At 41.1% G+C, this 23,188-nt stretch carries 22 protein-coding genes; 18 read left to right on the top strand and 4 right to left on the bottom strand.

Annotation, left to right across the window (positions count from 1 at the left end; genetic code table 11):
- Positions 1–42: 42 nt before the first annotated feature.
- Positions 43–1,287 carry a hypothetical protein gene (locus tag AC04MM_RS13185; protein WP_475380839.1) on the top strand — a complete coding sequence of 415 codons (1,245 nt, stop codon included), beginning with the start codon at positions 43–45 and terminating at the stop codon, positions 1,285–1,287.
- Positions 1,288–1,330: 43 nt separating this feature from the next.
- Here the strand turns inward: AC04MM_RS13185 and AC04MM_RS13180 are convergent, their stop codons facing one another.
- From AC04MM_RS13180 to AC04MM_RS13170, 3 genes are read right to left on the bottom strand one after another with little or no spacing between them, the layout of a single operon-like run.
- Positions 1,331–1,915, bottom strand: a complete 585-nt coding sequence (locus AC04MM_RS13180; protein WP_475380838.1) for a phosphoheptose isomerase family protein — start codon at positions 1,913–1,915, stop codon at positions 1,331–1,333.
- On the bottom strand, positions 1,912–2,631 hold the full coding sequence (locus AC04MM_RS13175) for a transaldolase (RefSeq protein ID WP_475380951.1): 720 nt from the start codon (positions 2,629–2,631) through the stop codon (positions 1,912–1,914). The genes AC04MM_RS13180 and AC04MM_RS13175 overlap by 4 nt, the downstream gene beginning before the upstream one ends.
- Before the next feature lie 8 nt (positions 2,632–2,639).
- A complete protein-coding gene (locus tag AC04MM_RS13170) occupies positions 2,640–3,209 on the bottom strand; it encodes a D-glycero-alpha-D-manno-heptose-1,7-bisphosphate 7-phosphatase (protein WP_475380837.1) in 570 nt (189 codons plus the stop codon).
- A 53-nt stretch (positions 3,210–3,262) separates the two neighbouring features.
- Between AC04MM_RS13170 and AC04MM_RS13165 the strand changes: the two genes are divergently transcribed.
- The 17 genes from AC04MM_RS13165 to AC04MM_RS13085 all read left to right on the top strand — a co-directional run bounded on the left by AC04MM_RS13165 (position 3,263) and on the right by AC04MM_RS13085 (position 22,541).
- Positions 3,263–4,102, top strand: coding sequence for a glycosyltransferase family 2 protein (locus AC04MM_RS13165; protein ID WP_475380836.1), 840 nt, complete (start codon positions 3,263–3,265; stop codon positions 4,100–4,102).
- On the top strand, positions 4,102–5,091 hold the full coding sequence (locus AC04MM_RS13160; protein WP_475380835.1) for a GHMP family kinase ATP-binding protein: 990 nt from the start codon (positions 4,102–4,104) through the stop codon (positions 5,089–5,091). The genes AC04MM_RS13165 and AC04MM_RS13160 overlap by 1 nt, the downstream gene beginning before the upstream one ends.
- A gap of 6 nt (positions 5,092–5,097) precedes the next feature.
- On the top strand, positions 5,098–6,201 hold the full coding sequence (locus tag AC04MM_RS13155; RefSeq protein ID WP_475380834.1) for an FAD-dependent oxidoreductase: 1,104 nt from the start codon (positions 5,098–5,100) through the stop codon (positions 6,199–6,201).
- A 10-nt stretch (positions 6,202–6,211) separates the two neighbouring features.
- Positions 6,212–7,093 (top strand): NAD-dependent epimerase/dehydratase family protein, encoded by an 882-nt coding sequence (locus AC04MM_RS13150; protein WP_475380833.1) that lies wholly within the window; start codon positions 6,212–6,214, stop codon positions 7,091–7,093.
- Positions 7,090–7,791 carry a nucleotidyltransferase family protein gene (locus tag AC04MM_RS13145; protein WP_475380832.1) on the top strand — a complete coding sequence of 234 codons (702 nt, stop codon included), beginning with the start codon at positions 7,090–7,092 and terminating at the stop codon, positions 7,789–7,791. The genes AC04MM_RS13150 and AC04MM_RS13145 overlap by 4 nt, the downstream gene beginning before the upstream one ends.
- Positions 7,792–7,796: 5 nt before the next feature.
- The gene (locus tag AC04MM_RS13140) at positions 7,797–9,281 is read left to right on the top strand and encodes a hypothetical protein (RefSeq protein ID WP_475380830.1); all 1,485 of its coding nucleotides are present in this window, start codon (positions 7,797–7,799) and stop codon (positions 9,279–9,281) included.
- A 49-nt stretch (positions 9,282–9,330) separates the two neighbouring features.
- Positions 9,331–10,473 carry an N-acetyl sugar amidotransferase gene (locus AC04MM_RS13135; RefSeq protein ID WP_475380829.1) on the top strand — a complete coding sequence of 381 codons (1,143 nt, stop codon included), beginning with the start codon at positions 9,331–9,333 and terminating at the stop codon, positions 10,471–10,473.
- Entirely contained in the window at positions 10,470–11,084 is a 615-nt protein-coding gene (gene hisH / locus AC04MM_RS13130; protein ID WP_475380828.1) for an imidazole glycerol phosphate synthase subunit HisH, read from the top strand. The genes AC04MM_RS13135 and hisH overlap by 4 nt, the downstream gene beginning before the upstream one ends.
- Complete coding sequence (locus AC04MM_RS13125; protein WP_475380827.1) at positions 11,085–11,867, top strand: AglZ/HisF2 family acetamidino modification protein; 783 nt, start codon at positions 11,085–11,087, stop codon at positions 11,865–11,867.
- 18 nt (positions 11,868–11,885) lie between these two features.
- The gene (locus AC04MM_RS13120) at positions 11,886–12,923 is read left to right on the top strand and encodes a polysaccharide biosynthesis protein (protein WP_475380826.1); all 1,038 of its coding nucleotides are present in this window, start codon (positions 11,886–11,888) and stop codon (positions 12,921–12,923) included.
- 6 nt (positions 12,924–12,929) lie between these two features.
- Positions 12,930–14,033, top strand: a complete 1,104-nt coding sequence (gene wbjC / locus AC04MM_RS13115) for a UDP-2-acetamido-2,6-beta-L-arabino-hexul-4-ose reductase (RefSeq protein ID WP_475380825.1) — start codon at positions 12,930–12,932, stop codon at positions 14,031–14,033.
- Positions 14,033–15,163 (top strand): non-hydrolyzing UDP-N-acetylglucosamine 2-epimerase, encoded by a 1,131-nt coding sequence (gene wecB / locus AC04MM_RS13110; protein WP_475380824.1) that lies wholly within the window; start codon positions 14,033–14,035, stop codon positions 15,161–15,163. Before wbjC ends, wecB begins: the two co-directional genes overlap by 1 nt.
- Positions 15,164–15,175: 12 nt before the next feature.
- The gene (locus tag AC04MM_RS13105) at positions 15,176–16,405 is read left to right on the top strand and encodes a glycosyltransferase family 4 protein (protein WP_475380823.1); all 1,230 of its coding nucleotides are present in this window, start codon (positions 15,176–15,178) and stop codon (positions 16,403–16,405) included.
- Positions 16,406–16,506: 101 nt separating this feature from the next.
- Positions 16,507–17,553, top strand: a complete 1,047-nt coding sequence (locus AC04MM_RS13100) for a glycosyltransferase family 4 protein (protein WP_475380822.1) — start codon at positions 16,507–16,509, stop codon at positions 17,551–17,553.
- Positions 17,554–17,616: 63 nt separating this feature from the next.
- Entirely contained in the window at positions 17,617–19,737 is a 2,121-nt protein-coding gene (locus tag AC04MM_RS13095; RefSeq protein ID WP_475380821.1) for an O-antigen ligase family protein, read from the top strand.
- A gap of 137 nt (positions 19,738–19,874) precedes the next feature.
- The gene (locus AC04MM_RS13090; protein ID WP_475380820.1) at positions 19,875–21,122 is read left to right on the top strand and encodes a hypothetical protein; all 1,248 of its coding nucleotides are present in this window, start codon (positions 19,875–19,877) and stop codon (positions 21,120–21,122) included.
- A gap of 75 nt (positions 21,123–21,197) precedes the next feature.
- A complete protein-coding gene (locus AC04MM_RS13085; RefSeq protein ID WP_475380819.1) occupies positions 21,198–22,541 on the top strand; it encodes an O-antigen polymerase in 1,344 nt (447 codons plus the stop codon).
- Here the strand turns inward: AC04MM_RS13085 and AC04MM_RS13080 are convergent.
- A complete protein-coding gene (locus tag AC04MM_RS13080; protein ID WP_475380818.1) occupies positions 22,498–23,178 on the bottom strand; it encodes a S1-like domain-containing RNA-binding protein in 681 nt (226 codons plus the stop codon). The genes AC04MM_RS13085 and AC04MM_RS13080 overlap by 44 nt on opposite strands.
- Positions 23,179–23,188 lie beyond the last annotated feature (10 nt).

Here is a 23,188-nt window from a genome sequence, read left to right as displayed (position 1 = left end):
TTTTGCGCGAACACCGTTTTTGGGGTTATGTTTTAATATCCAATGAGTGAAGTAAAAAAATACCTGCAGGCTGTTGAAAATGAAATTCAGATCGATGAAGTGGCTTATGCCTTACTCAACGTTTCAGCAAAGCAGTACTCTTATCTGCCAAGGCCTAGCAAATGGTTTCGTCAGTTGCACACCAACCGTTTATTTCTTTTTGTCGCTCCGCTAATTCGTTGGCTATGGGTTCTTGGAGGCGCGTATGCTTTTTTTCTTTTTGAATTTTTGCGTCTAGCAAAGCAGGCATTGGCTTTTGCCAGTCAGAAGACACCGGCAGCTGGGAAAAAGTCTTACGCCGTCGCTTTGTCGACCCGGGCCTTTGATATTATCAATGCAAAAGTTCTGGGGTACGAGCCCGAACTATGGCTTACACTGCCTTGGGTTTCGATTAATGAACGCAAAGATTATCTGGTTCCTAAAGTCAGCGTGCTATCGCTTGTCAGCTTAAAGGATCTGTTCATTTGCTATTTTCATTCGGTAGCTGCGGTTTTACGAATACTGGCGAATCCAGCCTTACGTCCGTGGAGTCTGCAGGCTTACACGGCCTATCGTTGGTTTGTTGTCTACCGGGCTTTAAAAAACTTAAACGGTGGTCATTTTATTATTGCCGAGCACTATGATCGCTGGGCATTGCTGACAGATATGATCGTTAGCGAAAACAAACAGGCCAACGTTAGAACAAACGGATTAACGATCGTTCAGCATGGCGCTTTAGGAAGTTTAACTCAAGAATCAAATTCTGAATTTAGCTATCAAATTACAAACAGATTGCAATCTGTCGATCAGCTTTTTGTGTATGATAAAAAATCAGAAAGCTATTTCAAAAGCCATATTCTTTCGCCGACTGCGGCTGAAAAACTAAAAAAAGTACAATATTTTAAGCCAACGATTGATTTGGCTTCGATTGAAAGCCATGGGAAGCCTTCTGTATTATTTGTGGGACATCCTTTATGCGAAGAGCTTCAGATTCAAGTTTTGCGCAATTTGAAACAGAATTCGGCTATTCAGGTGTATTACAAGCCCCATCCTTTGGCTAAAGCCAGTGAGCAAGTCTTTAAAGAAGATTGGAAGGTTATTCTTGAGCCTGGATTTTTTCCAGATGTTGATTTGTTGGTTTCATACCCATCAACTTTGGTGAATGAATATGAAAACGTCGGTAAGCAAGCCGTGGTTCACGCAATCAATTTATCGCCTAATAAAAGTGCTGAAATTGTTAATAATGCTAAATTTAAATTGAATTTATAGAAGAAATATTTAGCTCTGATAGCTACCATCAGAGCTAAATTAATTACCACTTAGTGGGATTCTTTTTAAGAGCAGGGTGTGAAACAAGGGCATGCCATACGACGGCACAAAGGCCCTCAGTAATCGGTGTTACCATTGTTTCGTTGACCGTAGGAATAACAACAGCCGCCTTAGCCACTTTTGCTGTATAGCCACCATCGCGTCCAACGATACCAAAAACGCCTGCACCTACTTCGCGAGCTGTATCAATAGCATTGATTAAAGAAACAGAAACGTTACGTTCTTTATTTCCGCCACCAACTGAAAAAACCAAAACAGCATCTTTAGAGTTAATGCGGGAACCTCTTAACCAGCTAGATAAAGAGCTATCCCAACCATCATCATTAATACGTGCTGTTAGTTCTGACACGTTATCTGTCGGTGTGTAAGATTCATAATCGCAAAGTTTACGAAAATCGTTCACAGCGTGAGTCGCATGTCCTGCAGATCCGCCTAGGCCAAGGATGAAAAGTCTTCCTCCACCATCGCGAGCTTTGCCTAGTTCAACAGCTAACTTTTCTGTTTCTTCAACTGAAATTTTAGAGATACAGTCGTTAACTTGAGAAAAAAATGTTTGTGTAAAACTCATAAACTTAAACCCGCTGATTTAGCATCATTATAAAACATTTTAACAGTGTCTAGGCTTAGCTCTTGTAAATCTTTGCCTAAAACAGGAACTTTATTAATTAAATCAGGAGTCATAGTGATAATATCGCATCCAGCTTGATCAGCTTCGACAAGATTTAAAATTTGTCTTGGGCTTGCCCATAGTAATTCAACTTGTGGGCCAGCTGCACGGCACATCGCTAATGATTCTTTCATAATTGGCATTGGGCTTAAACCAGTGTCTGCAATTCTTCCTGCGAAAACAGAAACGATTGAAGGTGCGCCGCCTTTTAGGGCTTCGCAAACTTCTGCAACTTGTTTAAGCGTTAGGATGGCTGTTACGTTAAGCTTAATGCCTTTTTGAGTCAGAGCTTTAATAACTGGAACCGTTGATTCGCCTTTAGTGTTTGTCACAGGGATTTTAACGTAGATATTTTTCCCCCAGCTAGCGATAGTTTCGCCTTGTTTTTGCATTTCAGAAAGTTCGTCAGAGAAAACTTCGAATGAAATTGGAAAATCACCCACAGCATCTAACATCATTTTTGCGAATGCTTTGTAATCTTGCACGCCAGCTTTTTTCATTAATGTAGGGTTTGTTGTTACACCCTTAACTAATGGATTTTTTAGAGAGGCTTTCATTTGCTCAAGATCGGCACCATCAAAAAAAATCTTTGTTTTAAATGTTTTTGGTTGTGTCATTTTGCTCCTTATTGGGTGGTGATTCGACTGGCAAAATCGACCAAGTCTGAACACCACATATCTGGTTCTACGTTGTTTTCGTGAAAAATTTGACAAACATCTGTCTTGCGAGGGCCGATGAAAGCGGTTTTTACTCCAGCGGCTTTTCCCGCTTGCATATCGGTCACGCCATCGCCAACCATCCATGACAGCGCAGGATCTGCATCCGCGTCTTTTAATGCTTGTAACAGTAAGCCTACTTTAGGCTTACGGCAGTTGCAATTATCTTCTTGTTTATGCCAGCAGATGTAAGAGTTGCGACGCAACGCGCCAACATCCTCTGTAAGTTCAAGAATTTTCTCGTGAACGGCTTCAAGATTTTGTCTTGTTGTTTTGCCTTTTGCAGCCGCAGGTTGGTTTGTGGCTATAGCAAGTTTGAAACCCATTTTTTTTAAATCGCGTAAAGCTTGAGCGATACCACTTTCGACTTTCACTTGATCTGGATGAAGAGGACTATCAATGGTTCCATGCTCAGGGTTAACAACCATGCGGTTAAGAACACCATCGCGATCAAGTATAATTAGTGAAACAGAAGGCATATATAAATCCTAGTTGACTCTGGCAATTTATAGCGACTACGATTGCTCAGTCAATGAATAATACTAATACTCGAATACCGCTCACAATTGTTATCCCTGCGTACAATGAGCAAGATCGCTTACCTCCAACTTTGGATGCGATTTTATCTTGGCGTGAAAACTCTAGTTTTGATGCTCGAATCATTGTTGTTGATGATGGTAGTAAAGATAGCACGCGCGAAGTCGTTCAAGATTATGCAGCTAAAAATTCGAACATCACCTTGATCAAAGAAAAGCATGTTGGATACATGAACGCTATAATTAGTGGTTTAACAAAAGCTGAAACTGATTTGCGTGTGACTATTGAAGCAGATCTGCCTGTTCATCCACAAGTTTTAGATAAAATCGCGCCAGTTATTTCTAAATATGATTTTATTATTGGTTCGCGTTTATCTGGTGATAGCCAAGTTGAAGGTAAATCTGGTCTTCGTCGCTTTATTTCTTCGTTTTACTCGAGGATGTTCAAAGTTTTGTTTCGCTGTGAATGCAATGACCCACAGATTGGATTTAAAGTCTATCGTGGCGAAATGTTATCGCATATTCTGCCGCAACTGCGTTTAGCTGATGATGGTTTGAAAAGTTCTGAGTTTGTGATTAAAGCTTATGGTTTGGGCTATTCGATGTTAGAAATTCCGGTTGAGTATAAGCACGATCCAGATTCAAGACTTGTTCCTAAAGGTAAAACTTTGATGAAAGTGCTTGAATCAACTTCAGCGCTACTTTCTTTATGGGTTCAAACTTACCGTGAAAACAAAGAAAAAATATTTAAAGTAAACCCAGTTCGTGGTGGATTTTTACTTTTTATTATATCACCTTTTTTTAAGTCACGCACGTCTGTGCGATTGGAGAATTAATGAAAATTGTACGAGCACCGGTTCGTCTTACGTTGGGCGGAGGAGGCACAGACCTTCCCGCATGGTATAATCATCATGGTGGTTTTTTGATTAGTGCCGCGATCAACAAATACATCTATTTGACAGGCGCCGAACGTCCGTTTGATCGTAAAATTTGGTTAGGTTATTCAAAAGTTGAAATTTGCGATAAGCCTGAGCAAGTTCAGCATGAATTATTAGAGCGCTGTTTAGCTCGTTATAACTTAAAACAAGGTATTGAAATTCACTCGATCTCTGAAGTTCCAGGCAGTACGGGCCTAGGTTCGTCTGGTTCGTTTTTAGTGGGCTCATTAACTTTATTAAATTCTCTTTATCAAATTGAATTAAATCGTAAAGACGTTGCTGAAGCGGCTTGCGATATCGAAATGAAAGAGCTTAAACGTTCATCTGGTAAGCAAGATCAATATATCGCTGCTTACGGCGGCATTATCGGTATGACGTTGAATCGTGAAGGGCAAGTGACTGTAGAGCGGCTGCCTTTAAGTGATCTGACATACAGATGTTTAGAGAACAATCTTTTGATTTATTTTAGCGGTGTTCGCCGTGATGCTAATGAAATTTTAAGCGAGCAAAGTTCGGGTATCAAAGTGGGTGAAGATAAAAAGCTAAAAGCAATGAAGAAGATTCAAGAAATCGGTTTTTCAACGCGCGATGCTTTGTTAGCTGATAATGTCGATCAGCTGGGTTATTTAATGCATGACCACTGGCTAGCTAAAAAAGAAATTTCTGAAAAAATGAGCTCTTCTGATATGGACGTAACATACGAAAAAGCTTTAGCGGCTGGTGCTTTAGGTGGAAAACTGATGGGTGCTGGTGGCGGTGGCTACTGGTTATTCTATGTTCAGCCAGAAAAACAATTAGCATTCAGACAACAAATGAATGCTTTAAACTTGATCGAGATGGACTGGCGCTTTGATACGATGGGTTGTTCAGTCGTTTATTCAAGCTAGATAATTATGAAAATTCAGCCTTCTTCAAAAACAAAAGTGGCAATTATCGGCGGCGGCATATTTGGTGCGACCGCCGCGCATATTTTGGCGAAGAAAGGTTTTTTAGTAACACTCTTCGAAAAAAACACTGAGCTTTTTTGTGGAGCAAGCTTATACAATCACAATCGCCATCATTACGGTTTTCACTATCCTCGCAGTATTCCTACGGCAAAACAGTGTATGGATAGTCGTGAAAGTTTTCACGGTGTTTACGGAGATGCTTTAATCACTGATTTTGATAACTATTACTGTGTCGGTCGTAATTCACGTGTAAATGCTGAAGATTATGTAAAGTTTTGCACAGAAATGGGTTTGCCTTTTAAAGAAGAAAAGCCAGATGCCTCTCTGGTTAACCCAGAGCACATAGTTTTGGGTCTTAAAGTGGGCGAACCGATTTATAATCTAGAGCGTTTGCAAGCTCTTTGTCTTAAAGGTTTAGAAAACGAAAACATTACAGTTTTGAAGAATCATGAAGTTACACATGTAAGTCTTAAAAATGGCTATGCTTCTATAAGTTACGCAAGCCCTGGTATTGCACAACAAACTGAAGGTTTTGATCATGTGGTGAATGCGGCTTACGCGCGTTACAATCAGTTTTGTGAATGGTTAGGATTTGGAAAAAGAGAATTTCAGTTTAACTTACAAGAGTTGTGTCTGCTAAAATTACCGATTGAACGTGCCACTGGTGTTACGATTATGGATGGTGATTACCCTTCATTTTTACCTTATGGTAACACGGGCCTAGTTCTTTTTGCTCATGTAGTAGAATCTCAATTAGTGCGTGAAATATCTTACGACACAAAACCTTTATTATGCCGTGCGTTATCAGTTCAATCAAATTGGAAAAAGACTCTTGAAGCTTCATCTGACGTTGTTCCAATTTTGAAAAAGGCTGAATATCAAAGATCATTTTTTATCGATCGAGTTGTTGACGCTAGAAGAGCTGGCGATGATGGTCGTATTTCTGAAATTGTATCTCATGGGTCTAATTGTTGGTCCATTTTCTCAGCTAAAATTATCACTTCAGTTTCAACAGCTGAAAACTTGGCCCAGCGGTTAGAAAAAAACTAAGGAGTCATTTTTGAGAATTTTACTCACGGGCAGCGAAGGATATGTTGGTGTTGGTCTTCGAAAGTATTTTGAAGACTGTGGGCACCACGTGACTGGATGGTCAAGACAACAAGATCTTTTAGAACTTAAAAAATCCGATTTAACTGAAAATAAAATCGATTTAGTCGTTAATGCGGCTGCAGTTATGAGCCGTAGTGTTTCAACCTATCAAATCGATGGCCCTGATGAAAGAGTCAATTTTTTAGGTGTTCGCCATTTAGTGACCGAGCTTAAAGGCTCCAATATTTCCTTAGTTCATATTTCGACTAAAGATATCTATGGCAGCGTTTATGCGGAATGCGATCTTAAAGATGATGGTGTGCGCTTAATGCCAAATCGTCAGATTCATGATGATCAGCCTTTAAATCCTGTGACTCTTTACGCGAAGACAAAGCTCATGGGTGAATTCGTGTTATCAGAATACCCTAAGGCAAATGCAATTCGGTTATCGTCGGGCTACACTGACTTCTTACACCGCCGTGGTAATTGGATGAGTCTAATCATTCAAAAAATTTTAGCAGGCGAAAGTCTTATTTTAAGTGGCAACGGTAAACAGGTGCGTGATCCATTGCACGCTGATGACTTAGGTCGTTTAATTCTAAAAATGGCTGAAGCTAATAAATGGGGTTATCAAGTTAATGCTGGTGGTGGATTAATGAATGCCATTTCTGTTTTAGAATTTACGCAGCTGATTTCTATGCAAACTAAAATTGACTTTAAAGGTCAAGGCGATACAGGTTTTATTTCAAGTAATAAATTAGCTCAGCAAGAGTTTGGCTGGCAGCCTAAAATCAATGTTAAGCAAAGAGTTAGTACATTGATTGAAAATATTAAAGGGAAGATTGAACGATGACTATCAGAAAAGCAGTTATCTTAGCCGCAGGTAAAGGTTCTCGGTTAGGTGCGGAATCTCTTGTAACTCCGAAACCGTTGACCCAGGTTTTGGGTCAACCGATTATTGTCCACTCAATTAAAAATTGTGTAAAAGCGGGTATCGAAGATATTTATATTAATCTTTATCATTTAGGTGAAAAAATTCAGGCAGTCTTGGGTGATGGTTCTCAGTTTGGGGTTCGTATTCACTATAAATTTGAAGCTGAACTTCTAGGTACGTCAGGGGCAGTTAAAAACTTTGAAGCCAATTTAAAAGGCGAACCTTTTATCGTGATCTATGGCGATAATTGGACGAACTATGATTTTAGGGAACAGATTTCTGTACACGAAAAAAGCGGCGCTGATATGTCGATCGTAGTTTATTTTAAAGAAGGTGATGTTAGACAGTCTGGCTTAGCTTATTTTGATGAAAACCATAAAATCACTCGCTTTGCTGAAAAGTCACCAGACACCTTAAACGGAGGTTGGGTTAATGCGGCTGTCTACTTTGTTCAGCCACAAATTTTGGCGAAAATTCCCTCTGGTTTTTCAGATTTTGGTCAGCAAATTATTCCTCAGCTTCTAGTGGATGGTTTTAAGTTACATGCCATCGAAGCTAACGGAAAGTTGATCGCTGTTGATACCCCTGAAATGTTAGCTAACGCAAAAAGGTTGTAATTTATATGTCAGTAGCCTCTCGTCAATTTATCACGACAAAAAACTTATTATTGCTATTGATCGCTTTTGTGTTTTTAATTTTCTATTTTCCAATCTTAATCTCTGAACGAGATTTTTGGGATGGTAGTATTGTCAGTTATGCGTGGGAAAGCAAAGATAAGCATATTTTTTCGACTTGGTTTGATGAAAGTGGCTGGCCACTTACTCGTTGGCTTTATGAAGCTTTATATGAATTCTGTCTTTTTTTAAATTTAAATTTTAAGATCGCGACTAATTTTATTACAGTTGGTGTTTGGGCTTTAACTGGTTATGAAATTTATCGCTTATCGAAGTCAGTCTATAAGTTTGATGAGAATTCGGCATTGTGGGGAGTTCTTTTCTTTATTTTAACGCCATTTTTGACACTGTATTTTTCAACAGCTTTCATCCAGTTGGTTGTGTTTCTTTATTTGTGCGTGATTGGTACTCGTTTGTATTTAGAAAACAAAAAAATTCCTTTAGCGTTGTTGTTTCTTGCGATTTCGTTTCAGCATAATTCAAACCCTTGCCTTCTTTTTGCTTTGATTGTGCTAGCCTATGTTTTTGGGCAGCGACGAGAATTAAAAAAAGATGCGTTGGTTCTGTTTCTGTTAGCTTGTTATTACCTAGTTTTTAAAGCGAGCTTTAAGCCTTATGGTCTTTATGCTGGCTATAATGAACTTAAACTAGCTAATGCTTTGAATATTAAGGCTTATGGCTTTTACCTAGATTTTTTTATGGTGGCTTACCCCGCACTTTTTCTAGCAGCGCTTGTTTTATTGTTTAAAGTTAGAAGTTCATTTATATATCTGATTTTATTTTTAGCTTTAGCTATGTTCACTCAGTTTCCTTACGTTCTTGTAGGTAAGTTTTTTCAGATTCGGCATTTTGAGCATATTGGCGCATGGGACTATCGTTTTACGATCAACAGTTCAATCGTTATAGCAATTGCGGTTGTATTTTTAATGCACTTTATCAAGAAAGCCTCCTTGTCTTTTCTCTGGAAAGCTACACTGAAGCTTATCGTAGCTGCAGCTATTTTATTGAACATAGTTTATGTCATGTATGGTTTCAAACGAAGAGCCGATGATTTGATTTACCAGAACTTAGTAACTAAGATTTTTTATGAAAATAAAGATAAGTTCAAGGGCGGCTCAATAGCTATTAAAAATGTAAACAATTTCTATCATGAGCTGACTAATTACGAATTAAATTATTATTTATATCATGCTTTTGGTGAAAAAAAATTAGAAGTGATTCCCGGAATGAGGGGCTTTGAACAGCCAGTAGAGTATCGCGCTAAATATATTCTTCTAGAAAAGGGCCCAGAGTGTGTCTACGAGGTAAGCCTAGCTAGTAATTTACAAGACCTTTCAATGTTTGATAAAATTGCATATCTGTATTTACAACGCGACGGCATACAGTCTGATTTGAAGTTTGGGGCTGCAGTTACCCAAGAACGCTGTAAATAGAACACTCTTTTAACTTGTGTTTTTTCATAGCGAAATTTAATGTTTTGATATGCGAAATAGTGACTACAAAATCTGCTCAAATTGTATAATGGACACCAGTGACTCAAATATCATCTTTGACTCTAGAGGACACTGTGATTATTGCAATAATTTTGAATCTGTTATCAAGCCCGGCTGGAACACAGGCCGAGAGGGAGAACTAGAGTTAGAACGTATCGCTGAGAAGATCAAAAAAGACGGCCGCGGCCGCGATTTTGATTGTATTATCGGCTTAAGCGGTGGTTTGGATAGTTCTTACGTCGCTTACATCGCCAAAGAAAAAATGGGGTTGCGCCCATTGCTGTTCCATGTCGACGCCGGCTGGAACACTGATCAAGCCGTAGGCAACATCGAAAAGCTGGTCGATGGATTGGGCTTAGATCTTTACACCGAAGTTATTAACTGGGAAGAGATGAAAGATCTGCAAGTGGCTTTCTTAAAGTCGCAGGTTCCTGATCAGGATATTCCGCAAGATACGGCATTTTTTTCTTCGCTGTATAAATTTGCCCGTAAGAACAAGATTAAATACGTTGTGACCGGCGGAAATTTCTCGACAGAATGTTGTCGTGAGCCAGAACAATGGGGAGCGTATCCGGGCATTGATAAAACACTGATCATGGATATTCACTCACGATTTGGCCAGCGTCCGCTTAAGACTTTTCCGATTGTTGATATTCTGACCTATAAGATTTTTTACCGCTATGCTCTGGGGATGCAGGTTGTGCGTCCACTGAACCTTGTGCCTTATATTAAGCACGAAGCCGAAGCTGAGTTGGAAAAACGCTTTGGCTGGAAGAAGTTTCAGCATAAACACCATGAGTCAAGATTCACGCGTTTTTATGAAGATTACTGGATGCCGCGCAAGTTTGGCTATGAAAAGCGTCGTGCTCATTTTTCAAGCTTGATCATGACTGGTCAACTGAGCCGTCAAGAAGCTCTGGCGCGTATTTCTAAACCTGAATTGAGCGAAGAATTTCTTAAAACTGAGTTTGAATTTGTTGCCCATAAACTTGATTTAACTGTAGCTGAGTTGCAGCAAATTTTTGAGGGGCCGAATAAAACCTGTTTAGATTATAATAACAAACACTGGTTAATTGGGCTCGGGGCCAAAACACTAAGCACCCTGGGCATCGAAAAAAGGCTGATGAAATGACAACTATTATCGACTATGGCATCGGCAATGTTCAGGCCATAGTAAATCTGTATCGACGCTTACATATTCCGGTATCGGTAGCAAAAACTGCCGATGAGCTGGGGCAGGCGGATCATTTAATTCTACCCGGAGTTGGTGCATTCGATCAGGCGATGGAGAAATTTACCGCCTCTGGTATGCGCGAGACCGTGACTGACATGGTTATGAATAAAAAAATTCCGGTTCTGGGTATCTGTGTCGGTATGCAAATGCTGGCAGATATGAGCGATGAGGGAAATTGTGCGGGTCTGGGCTGGATTCCGGGAAAAGTTAAATATTTAAAGCCGGAGATTGAACCTTACAATTTACCACTGCCGCACATGGGCTGGAATGATATTATTCCTCAGGAAGGAAATCCGTTGTTTAAAGGCTTTGAACCTTCACCGCGTTTTTACTTTCTGCACTCGTATTATTTTGAATGTAAACATGATGCTAACATCGCAGCCCGTGTTGATTACGGGCTTAAGTTTGCCTGTGCGGTGTCGAGCGGTCATATTTACGGAGCCCAGTTTCACCCGGAAAAAAGCCATCACTTTGGTTTGCAACTCTTAAAGAATTTTGCGGAGCTTTAGATGTTAAGACCCAGAATTATCCCATGTTTATTGATTCAAGACGGCGGACTGGTAAAAACAGTGAATTTTAAAGATCCGAAATATGTCGGTGATCCGATCAATGCCGTTAAAATTTTTAATGAGAAATTAGCAGATGAGCTGATTGTCGTAGACATTGATGCCACGGCAAAAGGTGTTGAACCGAATTACAAACAGATTGCTCTGTTGGCCGCTGAGTGCCGTATGCCGCTATGTTACGGCGGTGGTATCACGAACGCAGCACAAGCTAAAAAAATCATCTCTTTAGGTGTAGAAAAAGTGGCGGTCAGCGCCGCAGCTTTTGCACGCCCGGAATTAGTAAGCGAAATCGCAGAGCAAATCGGCCGGCAAAGTGTCGTGGTCGTTTTTGACGTAAAGCCCCGTTTTTTGAGTAAAAACTACGACATCTATACCCATAACGGTAAACGTAAAGTTGCGATGGAGCTGCAAGATGCGGTTGCGTTAATGGAAGAAAAAGGTGCCGGCGAGATTGTGATTAATTCGATTGATCGCGATGGTCAGATGAAGGGTTTTGATCTATCTCTTGCTGAACAGTTACGTAAGAAAGTTAAAACACCGATCACCTTTTTAGGTGGAGCCGGGTCGATTGAACACATGCGCGAAGTGATCGCCAAATGTGGCTTAGTCGGTGTGGCTGCCGGAAGTTTTTTTGTTTTTAAAGGGCCATATAAGGCCGTGTTAATCAACTATCCGACGCCGGAACAAAAAGATACGCATTTATCTTTAAGTGCGTACAAGGGCTAAGTAGAAGGGAAGTTTAAAGTGTCATTTGCAGGTAAAACTCTGTTGATTACAGGTGGAACGGGATCTTTCGGTAACGCGGTATTATCGCGTTTTAGTAAGACAGATATTAAAGAAATCAGAATCTTCAGTCGTGATGAGAAAAAACAGGACGATTTAAGAAAAAAATATAAGTCTGATAAGATTAAATTTTACATCGGTGATGTGCGCGACCAGCGCAGTATTGCAAAAGCCTGTCACGGTGTAGATTATATTTTTCACGCGGCAGCGTTAAAACAAGTGCCATCGTGTGAGTTTCATCCGATGGAAGCGGTTAAAACCAATGTTTTAGGCACTGAAAACGTGCTGGAAACTGCGGTTCAGGCCGGAGTAAAGAAAATCATCTGTCTCAGTACGGATAAAGCGGTTTATCCGATTAATGCTATGGGTATCTCTAAAGCGATGATGGAAAAAGTCGTCGTCGCAAAATCGCGCGAAATTACCGATGGAAAAACCACAATTGCCTGTACCCGTTACGGTAACGTCATGGCTTCGCGCGGATCGGTCATCCCGCTTTTTGTTGAACAAATCAGAGAAGGTAAGCCGATCACGATTACCGATCCGTCAATGACTCGTTTTATGATGTCACTAGAAGATGCGGTTGATTTAGTGTTGTATGCTTTTGAGCATTCTAAAAACGGCGATATTTTCGTGCAGAAATCTCCGGCTTCAACGGTTGACGTGTTGGCACAGGCTATCCGTGAGTTACTTAAAAAACCAGAGCATCCGATTAATATTATCGGAACCCGCCACGGCGAAAAACTCTACGAAACTTTACTTAGCCGCGAAGAAATGGCGATGGCCGATGATTTAGGTAATTATTTCCGTATTCCGCCGGATTTACGTGATTTAAATTACGGTAAATTCATTGATCAGGGCGAAGCTAAGATTTCTAAATCAGAGGACTACAATTCGCACAACACCGAACGCCTTGATCTTGAAGGCTGTAAAAAACTATTGCTTAAACTAGATTTTATCAAAGCCTTAACCGAAGGCCGCTACGTTAACCCGGTGGAGTAGTTGTTCATGAAGGTTTTAGTTACTGGCTCTGAAGGTTTTGTCGGAAAAAATTTGCTGGTGCGTTTGCGTGAACGCAAAGATGTGCAGATTTTAGAGTTTAACCGTAAGCACAGTTTACAAGACCTTGAAGGTTTGGTTGACCAGGCTGAGGTGATCTTTCACCTGGCCGGTATCAACCGTCCAAAAGACCCGAAAGAATTTACCGAAGGTAACCAGGCGTTAACTGAAGAATTAGCGCGAATTCTGAGTCAAAAATCACAGCCGACTAAAGTGATTCTATCTTCTTCGATTCAGGCAGAAAAAGACAATGATTACGGAAAAAGTAAAAGCGCCGCAGAACAGGCTCTGTTAAAGATTAAAGATAAGCACAATATTTATATTTACCGTTTACCGAATGTTTTCGGCAAATGGTGTAAGCCAAACTATAACTCGGCGGTGGCGACTTTTTGCTATAATCTAGTGAACGATAAACCGATTGAAATTCATGATGCTTCGGTGGTGATGCGTTTAGTTTATATCGATGATGTGATCACCGGTTTTTTCAGTCACTTTTCTGAGATCAAAACGTCTGGGGCATACTGTGAAATCAGTCCTGTGTATCAGACGACGGTGGGTGAATTAGCGCAGCAGTTAACTCATATTCATAAAAGCCGAGAAACTTTAGTTACCTGCCCGGTGGGTGAGGGTATTTACCGCTGTTTGCATGCGACATACTTAAGTTATTTAAAACCAGAGCAGTTCAGTTACTCCCTGGTTCGTCATGCAGACCCTAGGGGAGTATTTGTTGAGTTTTTAAAAACCAAGGATTCGGGTCAGTTTTCGTTTTTTACTGCCGGTGTCGGCATTACCCGCGGTGGGCATTATCACCACACTAAAACCGAAAAGTTTTTAGTGCTTCAGGGTAAGGCCCGTTACTGCTTTCGCCATGTCGTTACCGAAGAATTTTTTGAGGTTACGGTAACGGCTGAAGAGTCTAAAGTAGTTGAAACAATACCAGGCTGGTCGCATGATATTACCAATGTCGGTGATAATGAACTTATCGTGATGTTATGGGCCAACGAGATTTTTGACCGTGAAAAGCCCGACACCATCGGATGGAGAGTGCAGTAATGAGCAAAATGAAAGTGATGACAATCTTAGGAACTCGCCCGGAAATTATCCGTTTGTCTCGAGTGCTGGCTCAGTTAGATAAGCATACAGAGCACACCTTGGTTCATACCGGCCAAAACTACGACTACGAACTTAATGAGATCTTTTTCAGCGATTTAGAGATCAGAAAACCAGATTACTTTTTAAACGCTGCCGGCGGCACAGCGACAGAGACCATCGGCAATATTATCCGCGAAGCCGATAAGGTGTTAGAGACGGTTAAGCCTGAGGCGGTGCTGGTGTTAGGTGATACCAACAGCTGTATCAGTGTGCTCGCAGCAAAGAGAAAAAAGATCCCTGTTTTTCATATGGAGGCGGGTAATCGTTGTTTTGACCAACGTGTACCAGAAGAGATCAACCGCAAGATCGTAGATCATACCTCGGATATTAATTTAACCTACAGTTCGATTGCCCGTGAGTATTTATTGCGCGAGGGAATTGCTCCGGACCGTGTGATTAAAACCGGTAGCCCGATGTTTGAGGTTTTAACCCATTACATGGATAAGATTAAAAAGTCGGATGTATTAGCCAAGCTAAAACTGCAAAAACATCAGTATTTTGTGGTCAGTGCACACCGAGAAGAAAATATCGATTCTGAAGTTAATTTTAATAATCTGGCAGATACTTTAAATGCACTGGCTGAAAAATACAAAATGCCCGTGATCGTATCCACGCACCCAAGAACACAAAAACGCATCAATGAATCAAAAAAATCGTTTAATCCGCTGATTCAGTTTCTAAAACCACTGGGTTTTTCTGATTACAATCATTTACAGATCAATGCCAAAGCCGTGTTGTCTGATAGCGGTACGATCACCGAAGAGTCGTCGATCTTAAATTTTCCGGCGCTAAATATCCGCGAAGCCCATGAGCGTCCGGAGGGGTTTGAAGAGGCTTCAGTCATGTTTGTCGGTCTTAATAAGGACAGAGTGATGCAGGGGTTAGATATCCTTGAAACGCAAAGCCGCGGTGAGCAAAGACAATTGCGTCAGGTTGAAGATTATTCAATGCCTAATGTTTCTGACAAAGTTTTACGTATTATTGTCAGCTACACCGATTATGTAAATCGTGTGGTCTGGCATAAGAAGTAGTTTTTCAAGTCTATGAACATACTGATTGTATCGCAGTTTTTTAAACCTGAAACTTTCATTATTAACGACTTAGTTATTGAAATGGAAAAGTTAGGGCATACGGTTACGGTTTTAACCGGTAAGCCCAACTATCCGGACGGTGATATTTATCCAGGGTACAAAATCTCCGGTGTGCACAGAGAGATTCACGGAAGCCGTATCGAAGTTATCCGGGTACCGCTGCTTCCGCGCCGGAAAGCCGGTGCCGTAAATTTAATTTTAAATTACCTTTCTTTTGCTTTTATGGCCACGCTTCTAGGACCTTGGCTTTTGCGTGGAAAAAAAATAGATGCCATTTTGGTGTTTGCTGTATCACCGATTACGCAGGCCATTCCGGCGATTGTTATTAAGTTTTTTAAACGTGCGTTTTTGGCTGTGTGGGTGCAGGATTTATGGCCGCAGAGCCTGGTCGTTACCGGCTACGTAAAAAATAACTTTATCCTTGCGCTGGTCGAAGTGATGGTTAATGTGATTTACCGGTTAACGGATTTAGTGCTTGTTTCTTCGCAGTCGTTTTTTGAGCCGGTTCGTAAAATTTATGCCAAAGCCAAGCTTCAGTACTATCCCAACTCTTTCCGCAGACCATCGGCTGCAGATTATCAGCTCGTGCTGCCTGAGGATTTAAATCGGCTGCTTACGCAGAATTTTTGCGTGGTTTTTGCCGGCAATATCGGCAAAGCTCAGGGCGTAGATACGGTATTGGAAGCAGCTAAGCTGTTAACGGAGAATCCGAAAATTAAGATCGTTTTTGTGGGTTCCGGTTCGCGACTTGATTGGATTTTAGATCAGAAAAAGCAGTTTGGCCTGGACAATGTCGAGTGTGTCGGCCGATTTGATATTAAATATATGCCGGCGATTTATTCGAAGGCGAAGTTAATGTTATTAACCTTAAAAGCTGACGAAATTATGAAGTACACATTGCCATGGAAAACGCAGTCTTACATGGCGGCCGGGCGTCCGATCGTAGCTGCAATAGATGGCGAAGCTATGCGGGTTGTCGAGGAAGCGTGTTGCGGTTTTACCGGACCTGCAGAGAATGCCCGGGTTTTGGCTGAAAATATTAAAAAAGCTTATGCTATGCCTTCGCAAGATCTGGAACAAATGGGGCGTAATGGGCTTGCCTACTTTGAAAAGAACTTTGAGATGCTTTCGCAGGTGCGCCGTTTGTTGGATATTCTTCAGACCAACGTGAGCAAAAAATAAGCTAATATTAAAAAGTTGTGATCACGACTTATTTGCAATAAGATTTTTAGGTTAAACAATTTGGTGATGATGTGTTTGAGTTGAGTCTAAATTTTTATTCTGTGATTGGGGCATTTCTTATCGCGTTTCTGATCACGCTGATATTTATCCCAAAGATCATTATTGTCGCCCACTTAAAGCATTTATTTGATGAACCGGATCACCGCAAAACCCATAAGCGCCGTACGCCAACACTTGGTGGTTTGGCCATCTTTGCCGGTCTTATCGTAGCCTATTCTTTATTTAAAGATTTTTATGATTTAATCGATGTGAAGTACCTTGTGCCGGCTCTTATCATCATTTTCTTTGCCGGCATCAAAGATGATATTTTGATTCTCACGCCGATCAAAAAATTGTTAGCGCAGTTTTTGGCAGCCTTTTTAATCGTGGTCTTGGGAAATATCAAAGTTAACAGTTTTTATGGACTGTTCGGTATCCAGGAAATTCCGTACTGGTTTTCGGTGATTTTCTCTATCGCGGCGATCATTGCCGTGATCAATTGTTATAATTTAATCGATGGTCTTGATGGTTTAGCCGGGCTTCAGGGCGTGGTTGCTGCAAGTTCTTTCGGGGTTTGGTTTTATCTGACCAATCACTGGTCGATGGTGTTTTTATCTTTTGCCTTGGTTGGAAGTCTTTGCGGATTTCTGGTCTACAATTGGCAGCCGGCGAAAATCTTTATGGGGGACACCGGGGCCATGCTCGTTGGTTTTGTCGTGGCAGTTTTGGCCATTCATTTTATCGAATTAAATAAAGCTAAAAGTGTGGTTGAGGCCTACTGGATTCATGCCTCGCCAAGTGTGGCGATGGCGGTTATGGGAATTCCGGTATTTGATATGTGTAAGGTGTTTATTTACCGTATCGCCCGTAAGAAGTCGCCGTTTCATCCGGATCGAACCCATATTCATCATATTTTGGCAGATTTGGGCTTTTCCCATTCGCAGGTAGCCATCACTTTAGCTTTGTGGAATCTGGCGATCGTGACCTTAGCCTTTTATTTTAAAGACATTAAATCATCTACAATGCTTTTTGCGCTGATCTCCCTGATCTTTGCACCTTCGGTATTGCTGCATATCTACCGCGACAAAAAGATAGAATCTGCCGCGTAAGAAGACCTAGACCATCGACTTAGTTTGCGTGATTTTATACAAAACTAAGTCTAAGCTTTTGTTATGTCAAAAAATAAGCCCAGCAAGAAAAAAACGGTTTCGCTTCCAGGAGGTGAAATCGCTCATCGTGATTCTTTTTTACAATTCATTATCAGCGCCTTTGTGATCATCATGCCGCTTCTGTTCTGTAAGTGGAATGATCAGTCGCCGTTTGAAATGATTAAGGCCTACTTTTCAACCTTAAGTGTCTGCTTGATGTTGGGGTATTACCTGATCAAGAATGTTTTTGCTGACCGCATTCAGCTGCGCTGGAATCTGTGGATTGTCGGACTTCTGATCTATACCTTCTGTTACTATTTATCCTTTGCCTTTGCCGGCCACTACTACAGTGCGCTGTGGGGTGTGTTGAATTTACCGGCAGGCTCGGTCATGACGGTTACAACATTTGTGGTGTTTTCGTTTTTGTCAGTACAGGTTTTTACCGATCACGAGAGTTTCGTAAAACTTGCCCGCGCGTTTGTATTTACAGCGTTTTTAATGTCCATTTACGGTGTGATCCAGCACTTTGGCGGTGATCCGATTAACTGGTGGGTTTATAATGAAATGCACTTACGGGCCTTATCAACAATGGGACAATCGGTTGGTTACGGGACTGTTTTAGGTTGCTGTTTACCTCTGTGTTTTGCGTTTTTAATTAATTCGAAGACAACAAAGCGCTACATCTTCTGGATTGTCGCTTTTATTTTCTTAAACATGGGTATCTTATACTCGGGATCACGTTTACCTATTTTTGGTTATTTCGTGGTGATGTTGATCTATCTTGCTTTTATTCTTATTTTCAGAAGAAGACTGCCATTTTTGAACTGGAAAAAAGTCGGCGTTGCGTATCTGTTAATCGTGATTTGTACCAGTGTTTATTATGTAGATGGCAATAATGCTTTAAGAGAAAAACTTGAAATTAAGGCGATCAAAAACGGCTACGGTACGCGTTTTATCGTTTGGAATACCGCGTTTGAGATGTGGAAGAAAAATCCGATCTTAGGAGTAGGGCCGGAAAATTTCGGTGAAGAGTTTAATCATGTGCAAACGATTGAGCAGAACTACGGCGAAAGCTGGAATTTGATATGGCATAAAGCGCATAATGAATTTATCCATTATTTAGTGACTACCGGGGCGGTGGGTTTTGCTGCTTATTTAATGCTGATTCTTTTGATGTTTGTACCGACTTTCAAAACATTAAAAGATAAAGAGTGGACGCCGGATTATTTATATTCGGTGGGTCTGCTCGGTGGATTTGGCTTTCTGTTGCTTACCCATATGACGGCATTTAGCTTTATCCCGACACTGATGTTCTTCTATCTTTTTCCGGCGATGAATTTTAATTTTGCGGGATTAAGTCGTGTGATCGATATCGAAAACAAAACTAAAAAGAACACGCGTTATGCGATGGCCGGTGCGGTTGTTATCGTACTTGGTTTTATTATGCATAAGGTGTTCGGTGTTTGGATCGCGGATATGAATTACAACGATGCTCGCCGCGCTCTGGTTTCGCAAGGTAACGTGGATAAAGCGAATGAACTGTTAGAAAAAGCGATCTCACAAAACCCGGGTAATGCTGAGTACTGGTGTTTCCGTGCCGATATTTATTATAACCAACTGGCCAGATCACTGCGTGATCAAGGGGCTCAGGCTGATCAGAAAAAACGTCAGTTGTTTGATGAGGTGATCAGATCATCGGATACCTGTGTGCAGATGGATGACCGTAAATCAGATTTATGGCGAGCGCGCGGAACGCTTTTCATGTCGCTTTCGCAAATGGTGCCACAGATGTTAGAGGGAAGTCTTCAGGCCTTTAAAAAGGCCGTTGAGGTGTACCCGAACAATCCTTACAACCATATCAGCGTAGCTCAGGTGTACCGCCGTAAAGGCAGAAATGATCTGGCGCTCGAGTCATTAAACGCGTCGATTGCCCGACGCCGTGACATTATTCCAGCATATGCTGAAATGTTAAGCATCTATTATCAGGATAAACGTTACCAGGATATTCGCACCTTAGTGGATTCAGTGCGTGCCCTTGATATTAAAAAGTCAGAGTTTAAGGTTAATATGCCCGCTATGATCAAGATTGCGCGCGATAATAATGATCCACGTACAGCGAATGAGCTCGAAGCGATGTTACAATGATTTTAACAGGATCTTAACATTATTATTTCTTGGTATCTGGCGCTAAATTTGTTATTTTTTTTAAACAAAGAAAAGACGAACTAAAATCTAACTTGTTCGTCTTTTTTTTTGTTTATTTGGTGGGGGAAATTGACATAATGAATTGGGGTAAAGCAAAGCTAGCTTCATTGTTATTTGTAGGTCCCCTTGGCTGTTATCTTGCCTATCAAATTATTTTTGTTTTTAAATTCATCGAACAATATCCAAATCTGGCAAGTATTTATGAGCAGGGTGGTTATGCCATCGATGCGCTGTTGCTCGGGTTGGTTCTTGCGGTCGCAGTTTACCTGATTCCAAATTTTGATCAGACCGTAAAGTTTATTCCTAAAAAAAATAAGCTGACGCTGGGGCAGCTTTCCTTGTTTACCCTTTTTACCGTAGTACTCATGGCCTTTAATATCTATGGCATCTTAGGAACTCTTTCACCGGCCACCATCATTAAAGAGTTCAACGATTATTATTACTTCAGCACTAATGGTTCTGCATGGATGATTCTGCTCTGTTATACGGGAATATACATCATACTGATGGATATGTATTTCTGCGGTGTTAATAAGATTAATACGGCTTTTTGCCTGCTGAACACTTTTATCGTTTCGATGAATGGCGGACGTAGTCTGCCGATGCTGTTTGTGATCGCGCTGTTGGTGTTGTTACTTTGCCAAAAAGTAACAGTACGATATTTTATCACTACGGCGATCGCTTCGATTTTTACCATCGTGCTCTCGTACGGCATTGTCACCGAACTTCGTGCGCCTGTTCAAAAGTCGGTAGTAAAAAAAGATGTTAAATCCGGCGTTGCTGGGAGTGCTAAAAAGCCGACCGACGATTTTTATGATTTAAATTACAATGCGGCTTTCATCATGGATGATGTGTTGAGAAAGTTAGAAACCGGTGAAGTCGTTCCGCGTGCCTATGCTGTTGAAGATGCGCTGGTTACTTTTATTCCGCGGACGTTGTTTCCAGGTAAACCCACTTCGACTGCTGAAACGATTGAAGTATATCCAAACGTAGCTGCGCGCGGGACTAATATTGCATTTCCGCTAAAAGCTAACATGATGATGCATTTTGGAGATAAAGCGTTCTACTTAGATTGGTTAGTCGTATTGGTTATGCAGATTTTATTTTTTATCGGCATCAAACTTCGAAATGCGACACCAAACCTATTAGGCTTTACTCTGGTATTTGCTGGATGTGCGTTTAGCTTAATTGCCCGCGGGGGAATTTTTAATTCACGTCTGTTAGTGCAAGTGGCCTGTATCGTCTTAGGGTATTTGGTTTATCGTCTGGTTTTTGCTCGCACCTATAACAATCAGCCTGTCACCGTAGCACTGCATAACAATTAAGCTCTTGTTGTTTTTTTAACATATTCTCAACTTCTAGCTCATCGTGTACAACGTTAGGCTGTTTGAGGGGGAATTGTGTTAAATTGGCGTAATATAGAAGTGGTATTAACGCCGCTTGTTCTGCCTCTATTTTTTTTAGGTTTAGCCTCTGTGTGGATCGCCCATTTAATTAATGGACCGACTTATCTGGTCTTTGCGATTTTCTATACCCTGTTTTTTATCGTAGTCCCGCCGAAGAACTGTATCACGCCGCTCAGTATGTTTTATGCTTACTACGGCTTATCATATGTGATCGCTCCGGCATTTGCTGGCCGCTACCACGGAGTGCTTGAATTAAAAGAATATTCGTTATCGCTGGCTTTTGCATTTACGGTGTTTTCTTTTGGTATCTTAAGTATCCGCGCCGGGGAGAGTATTGCTAAACGGCAAAAATTATTTTCTTCGGTGGCTGCAGAAAAGTTATCTTTTTTTAAATATCCAGTATCGTTAAAATCGCTGATTATCATCCTATATTTCCTTTCAACTTTAATGGTTATGGCTATTGTCTATTGCACTGGCGGGATTGAGCGCTGGTTAAGTAGTCCGGGCGATGCGTTTTTAAACCGCGCAGGTTCTGGGGTGTATGTAATCTTAAGCCACTTTTTCTCAATCACATTGGCGCTGTTAGTAGGATATACGGCCTATGCCGAAAAGAATTTAAAAAAAATTGCGCTGTTTTTTTTCTGGGTGTTTATCACCTCGCCGGTGCATGGCAGTAAGCTGCAGACGTCGTTATTGTTGTTGCTGGTTTTGTTGCCGTGGGTAAAGCGATTACCGTTATTCAACATTAAGGCAATTGCAATGTATGCAGTGTTCGTAGGAATTTTTCTTACGAACCTGGTTGTGCGGCAGCCGAAGTATGAACCGATGTCGGTAATTAAATCTTCGCTGAATTATTTTTCGGTTCTTGAAAATCTGGCGATTTCTGTAAGGGATTTTAAGCCAGATGTGCTAAAGACATTCTTTCTACCATTTGTAAAATTTCAGACACCATTTGGCCTTGCCCAGGCGAATATGTACTACGATATGAATCATTTTCTGACGGATAAATATTACCCGCAAGCCTGGTCGATCAGGGCAACCGAACAATGGCCCGTCGAAACGGATCTGTATCTTAATTTTATGTTTTTTGGCGGCTTGCCGTTGGTGGCGCTGTATCTGTTTGTCTGCGGATATATATATGGCCGCGCCGTAAAAATGGATTCACTGGGCCACTGGGCCGCGGCGTTTTTGATGACGGTGCTGATGTTTTCACATTTGCGCGGAAGTTTGATCAATCACACTGATTTTTATATGTATCCGTTTATCTTGCTTCTTTTTTATCAACTGAAAACTTTTACCTTTCAGACAGAAGTTTTATCCCAGCCTCAGAAACACTGATCTGGCGCTTCTTATAAAGACCGCCTAAGGCAATTTTAAATTTCTTTTTACTTACACCGAAGAGTTCATAGATTTTTTCGGGACTGGTTTTGTCAGTCAGCTCCAAAAAACCGCCGGCTTTTTTTAGTTCGGCGATAATTTTTTCACTGATATCCTGAGTGTTGTGGTGACCAGGGGCGCGCATTAATAAATCGATTTTATGATCGTCGCGGATTTTGGCGATATAGCCCGTAAGCTGCTGGCCGGTTTGAAGTCTGGTAAAAACCTCGTTTTTGTAAAGCATGCCGATCTTAGCGCCGTCAATTATGCATTTATAGCCGAGCGGTGTTTCTTTAATCACAAACAAATCCACCTCGTCGTTGACTTTGTAGCCGGAAATATCATGGTTGGCATGGCGTTCTAAGCGCATCGAAGCCCACAGGTCGGAGCCATCAGTGTATAAAATAGCCATCACCTCGGCGCCGATTGAAAGTTTATGAGATTGTTCGCTTGCCGGCATAAAATATTCGGTCTTTTGGGCATCTTCCAGGATGATTTCATGCGGGTTCATTTGCGTAACAAAGAGATTTACAAAAGTGCCTGGTTTGTGAGTCATACCTGTGGTGATACAGCTTGGGCCTTTGAAAGTAAAAGACATTATGCTAAAT

The sequence above is a fragment of the Bdellovibrio sp. SBM16 genome, assembly GCF_056175625.1.
Note: the sequence above shows the minus strand (reverse complement) of the source record. Positions and strands in the feature narration are given on the sequence as shown.

Excerpts from the sequence above, each read along its gene's own strand:
- AC04MM_RS13185 (WP_475380839.1), top strand. The coding sequence starts at position 43 with ATGAGTGAAGTAAAAAAATACCTGCAGGCTGTTGAAAATGAAATTCAG.
- hisH (WP_475380828.1), top strand. The coding sequence starts at position 10,470 with ATGACAACTATTATCGACTATGGCATCGGCAATGTTCAGGCCATAGTA.
- AC04MM_RS13165 (WP_475380836.1), top strand. The coding sequence starts at position 3,263 with ATGAATAATACTAATACTCGAATACCGCTCACAATTGTTATCCCTGCG.
- AC04MM_RS13175 (WP_475380951.1), bottom strand. The coding sequence starts at position 2,631 with ATGACACAACCAAAAACATTTAAAACAAAGATTTTTTTTGATGGTGCC.
- AC04MM_RS13095 (WP_475380821.1), top strand. The coding sequence starts at position 17,617 with ATGTCAAAAAATAAGCCCAGCAAGAAAAAAACGGTTTCGCTTCCAGGA.
- AC04MM_RS13135 (WP_475380829.1), top strand. The coding sequence starts at position 9,331 with ATGCGAAATAGTGACTACAAAATCTGCTCAAATTGTATAATGGACACC.
- AC04MM_RS13125 (WP_475380827.1), top strand. The coding sequence starts at position 11,085 with ATGTTAAGACCCAGAATTATCCCATGTTTATTGATTCAAGACGGCGGA.
- AC04MM_RS13080 (WP_475380818.1), bottom strand. The coding sequence starts at position 23,178 with ATGTCTTTTACTTTCAAAGGCCCAAGCTGTATCACCACAGGTATGACT.
- wbjC (WP_475380825.1), top strand. The coding sequence starts at position 12,930 with ATGAAGGTTTTAGTTACTGGCTCTGAAGGTTTTGTCGGAAAAAATTTG.
- wecB (WP_475380824.1), top strand. The coding sequence starts at position 14,033 with ATGAGCAAAATGAAAGTGATGACAATCTTAGGAACTCGCCCGGAAATT.
- AC04MM_RS13160 (WP_475380835.1), top strand. The coding sequence starts at position 4,102 with ATGAAAATTGTACGAGCACCGGTTCGTCTTACGTTGGGCGGAGGAGGC.
- AC04MM_RS13105 (WP_475380823.1), top strand. The coding sequence starts at position 15,176 with ATGAACATACTGATTGTATCGCAGTTTTTTAAACCTGAAACTTTCATT.
- AC04MM_RS13140 (WP_475380830.1), top strand. The coding sequence starts at position 7,797 with ATGTCAGTAGCCTCTCGTCAATTTATCACGACAAAAAACTTATTATTG.
- AC04MM_RS13155 (WP_475380834.1), top strand. The coding sequence starts at position 5,098 with ATGAAAATTCAGCCTTCTTCAAAAACAAAAGTGGCAATTATCGGCGGC.
- AC04MM_RS13180 (WP_475380838.1), bottom strand. The coding sequence starts at position 1,915 with ATGAGTTTTACACAAACATTTTTTTCTCAAGTTAACGACTGTATCTCT.
- AC04MM_RS13170 (WP_475380837.1), bottom strand. The coding sequence starts at position 3,209 with ATGCCTTCTGTTTCACTAATTATACTTGATCGCGATGGTGTTCTTAAC.
- AC04MM_RS13145 (WP_475380832.1), top strand. The coding sequence starts at position 7,090 with ATGACTATCAGAAAAGCAGTTATCTTAGCCGCAGGTAAAGGTTCTCGG.
- AC04MM_RS13090 (WP_475380820.1), top strand. The coding sequence starts at position 19,875 with ATGAATTGGGGTAAAGCAAAGCTAGCTTCATTGTTATTTGTAGGTCCC.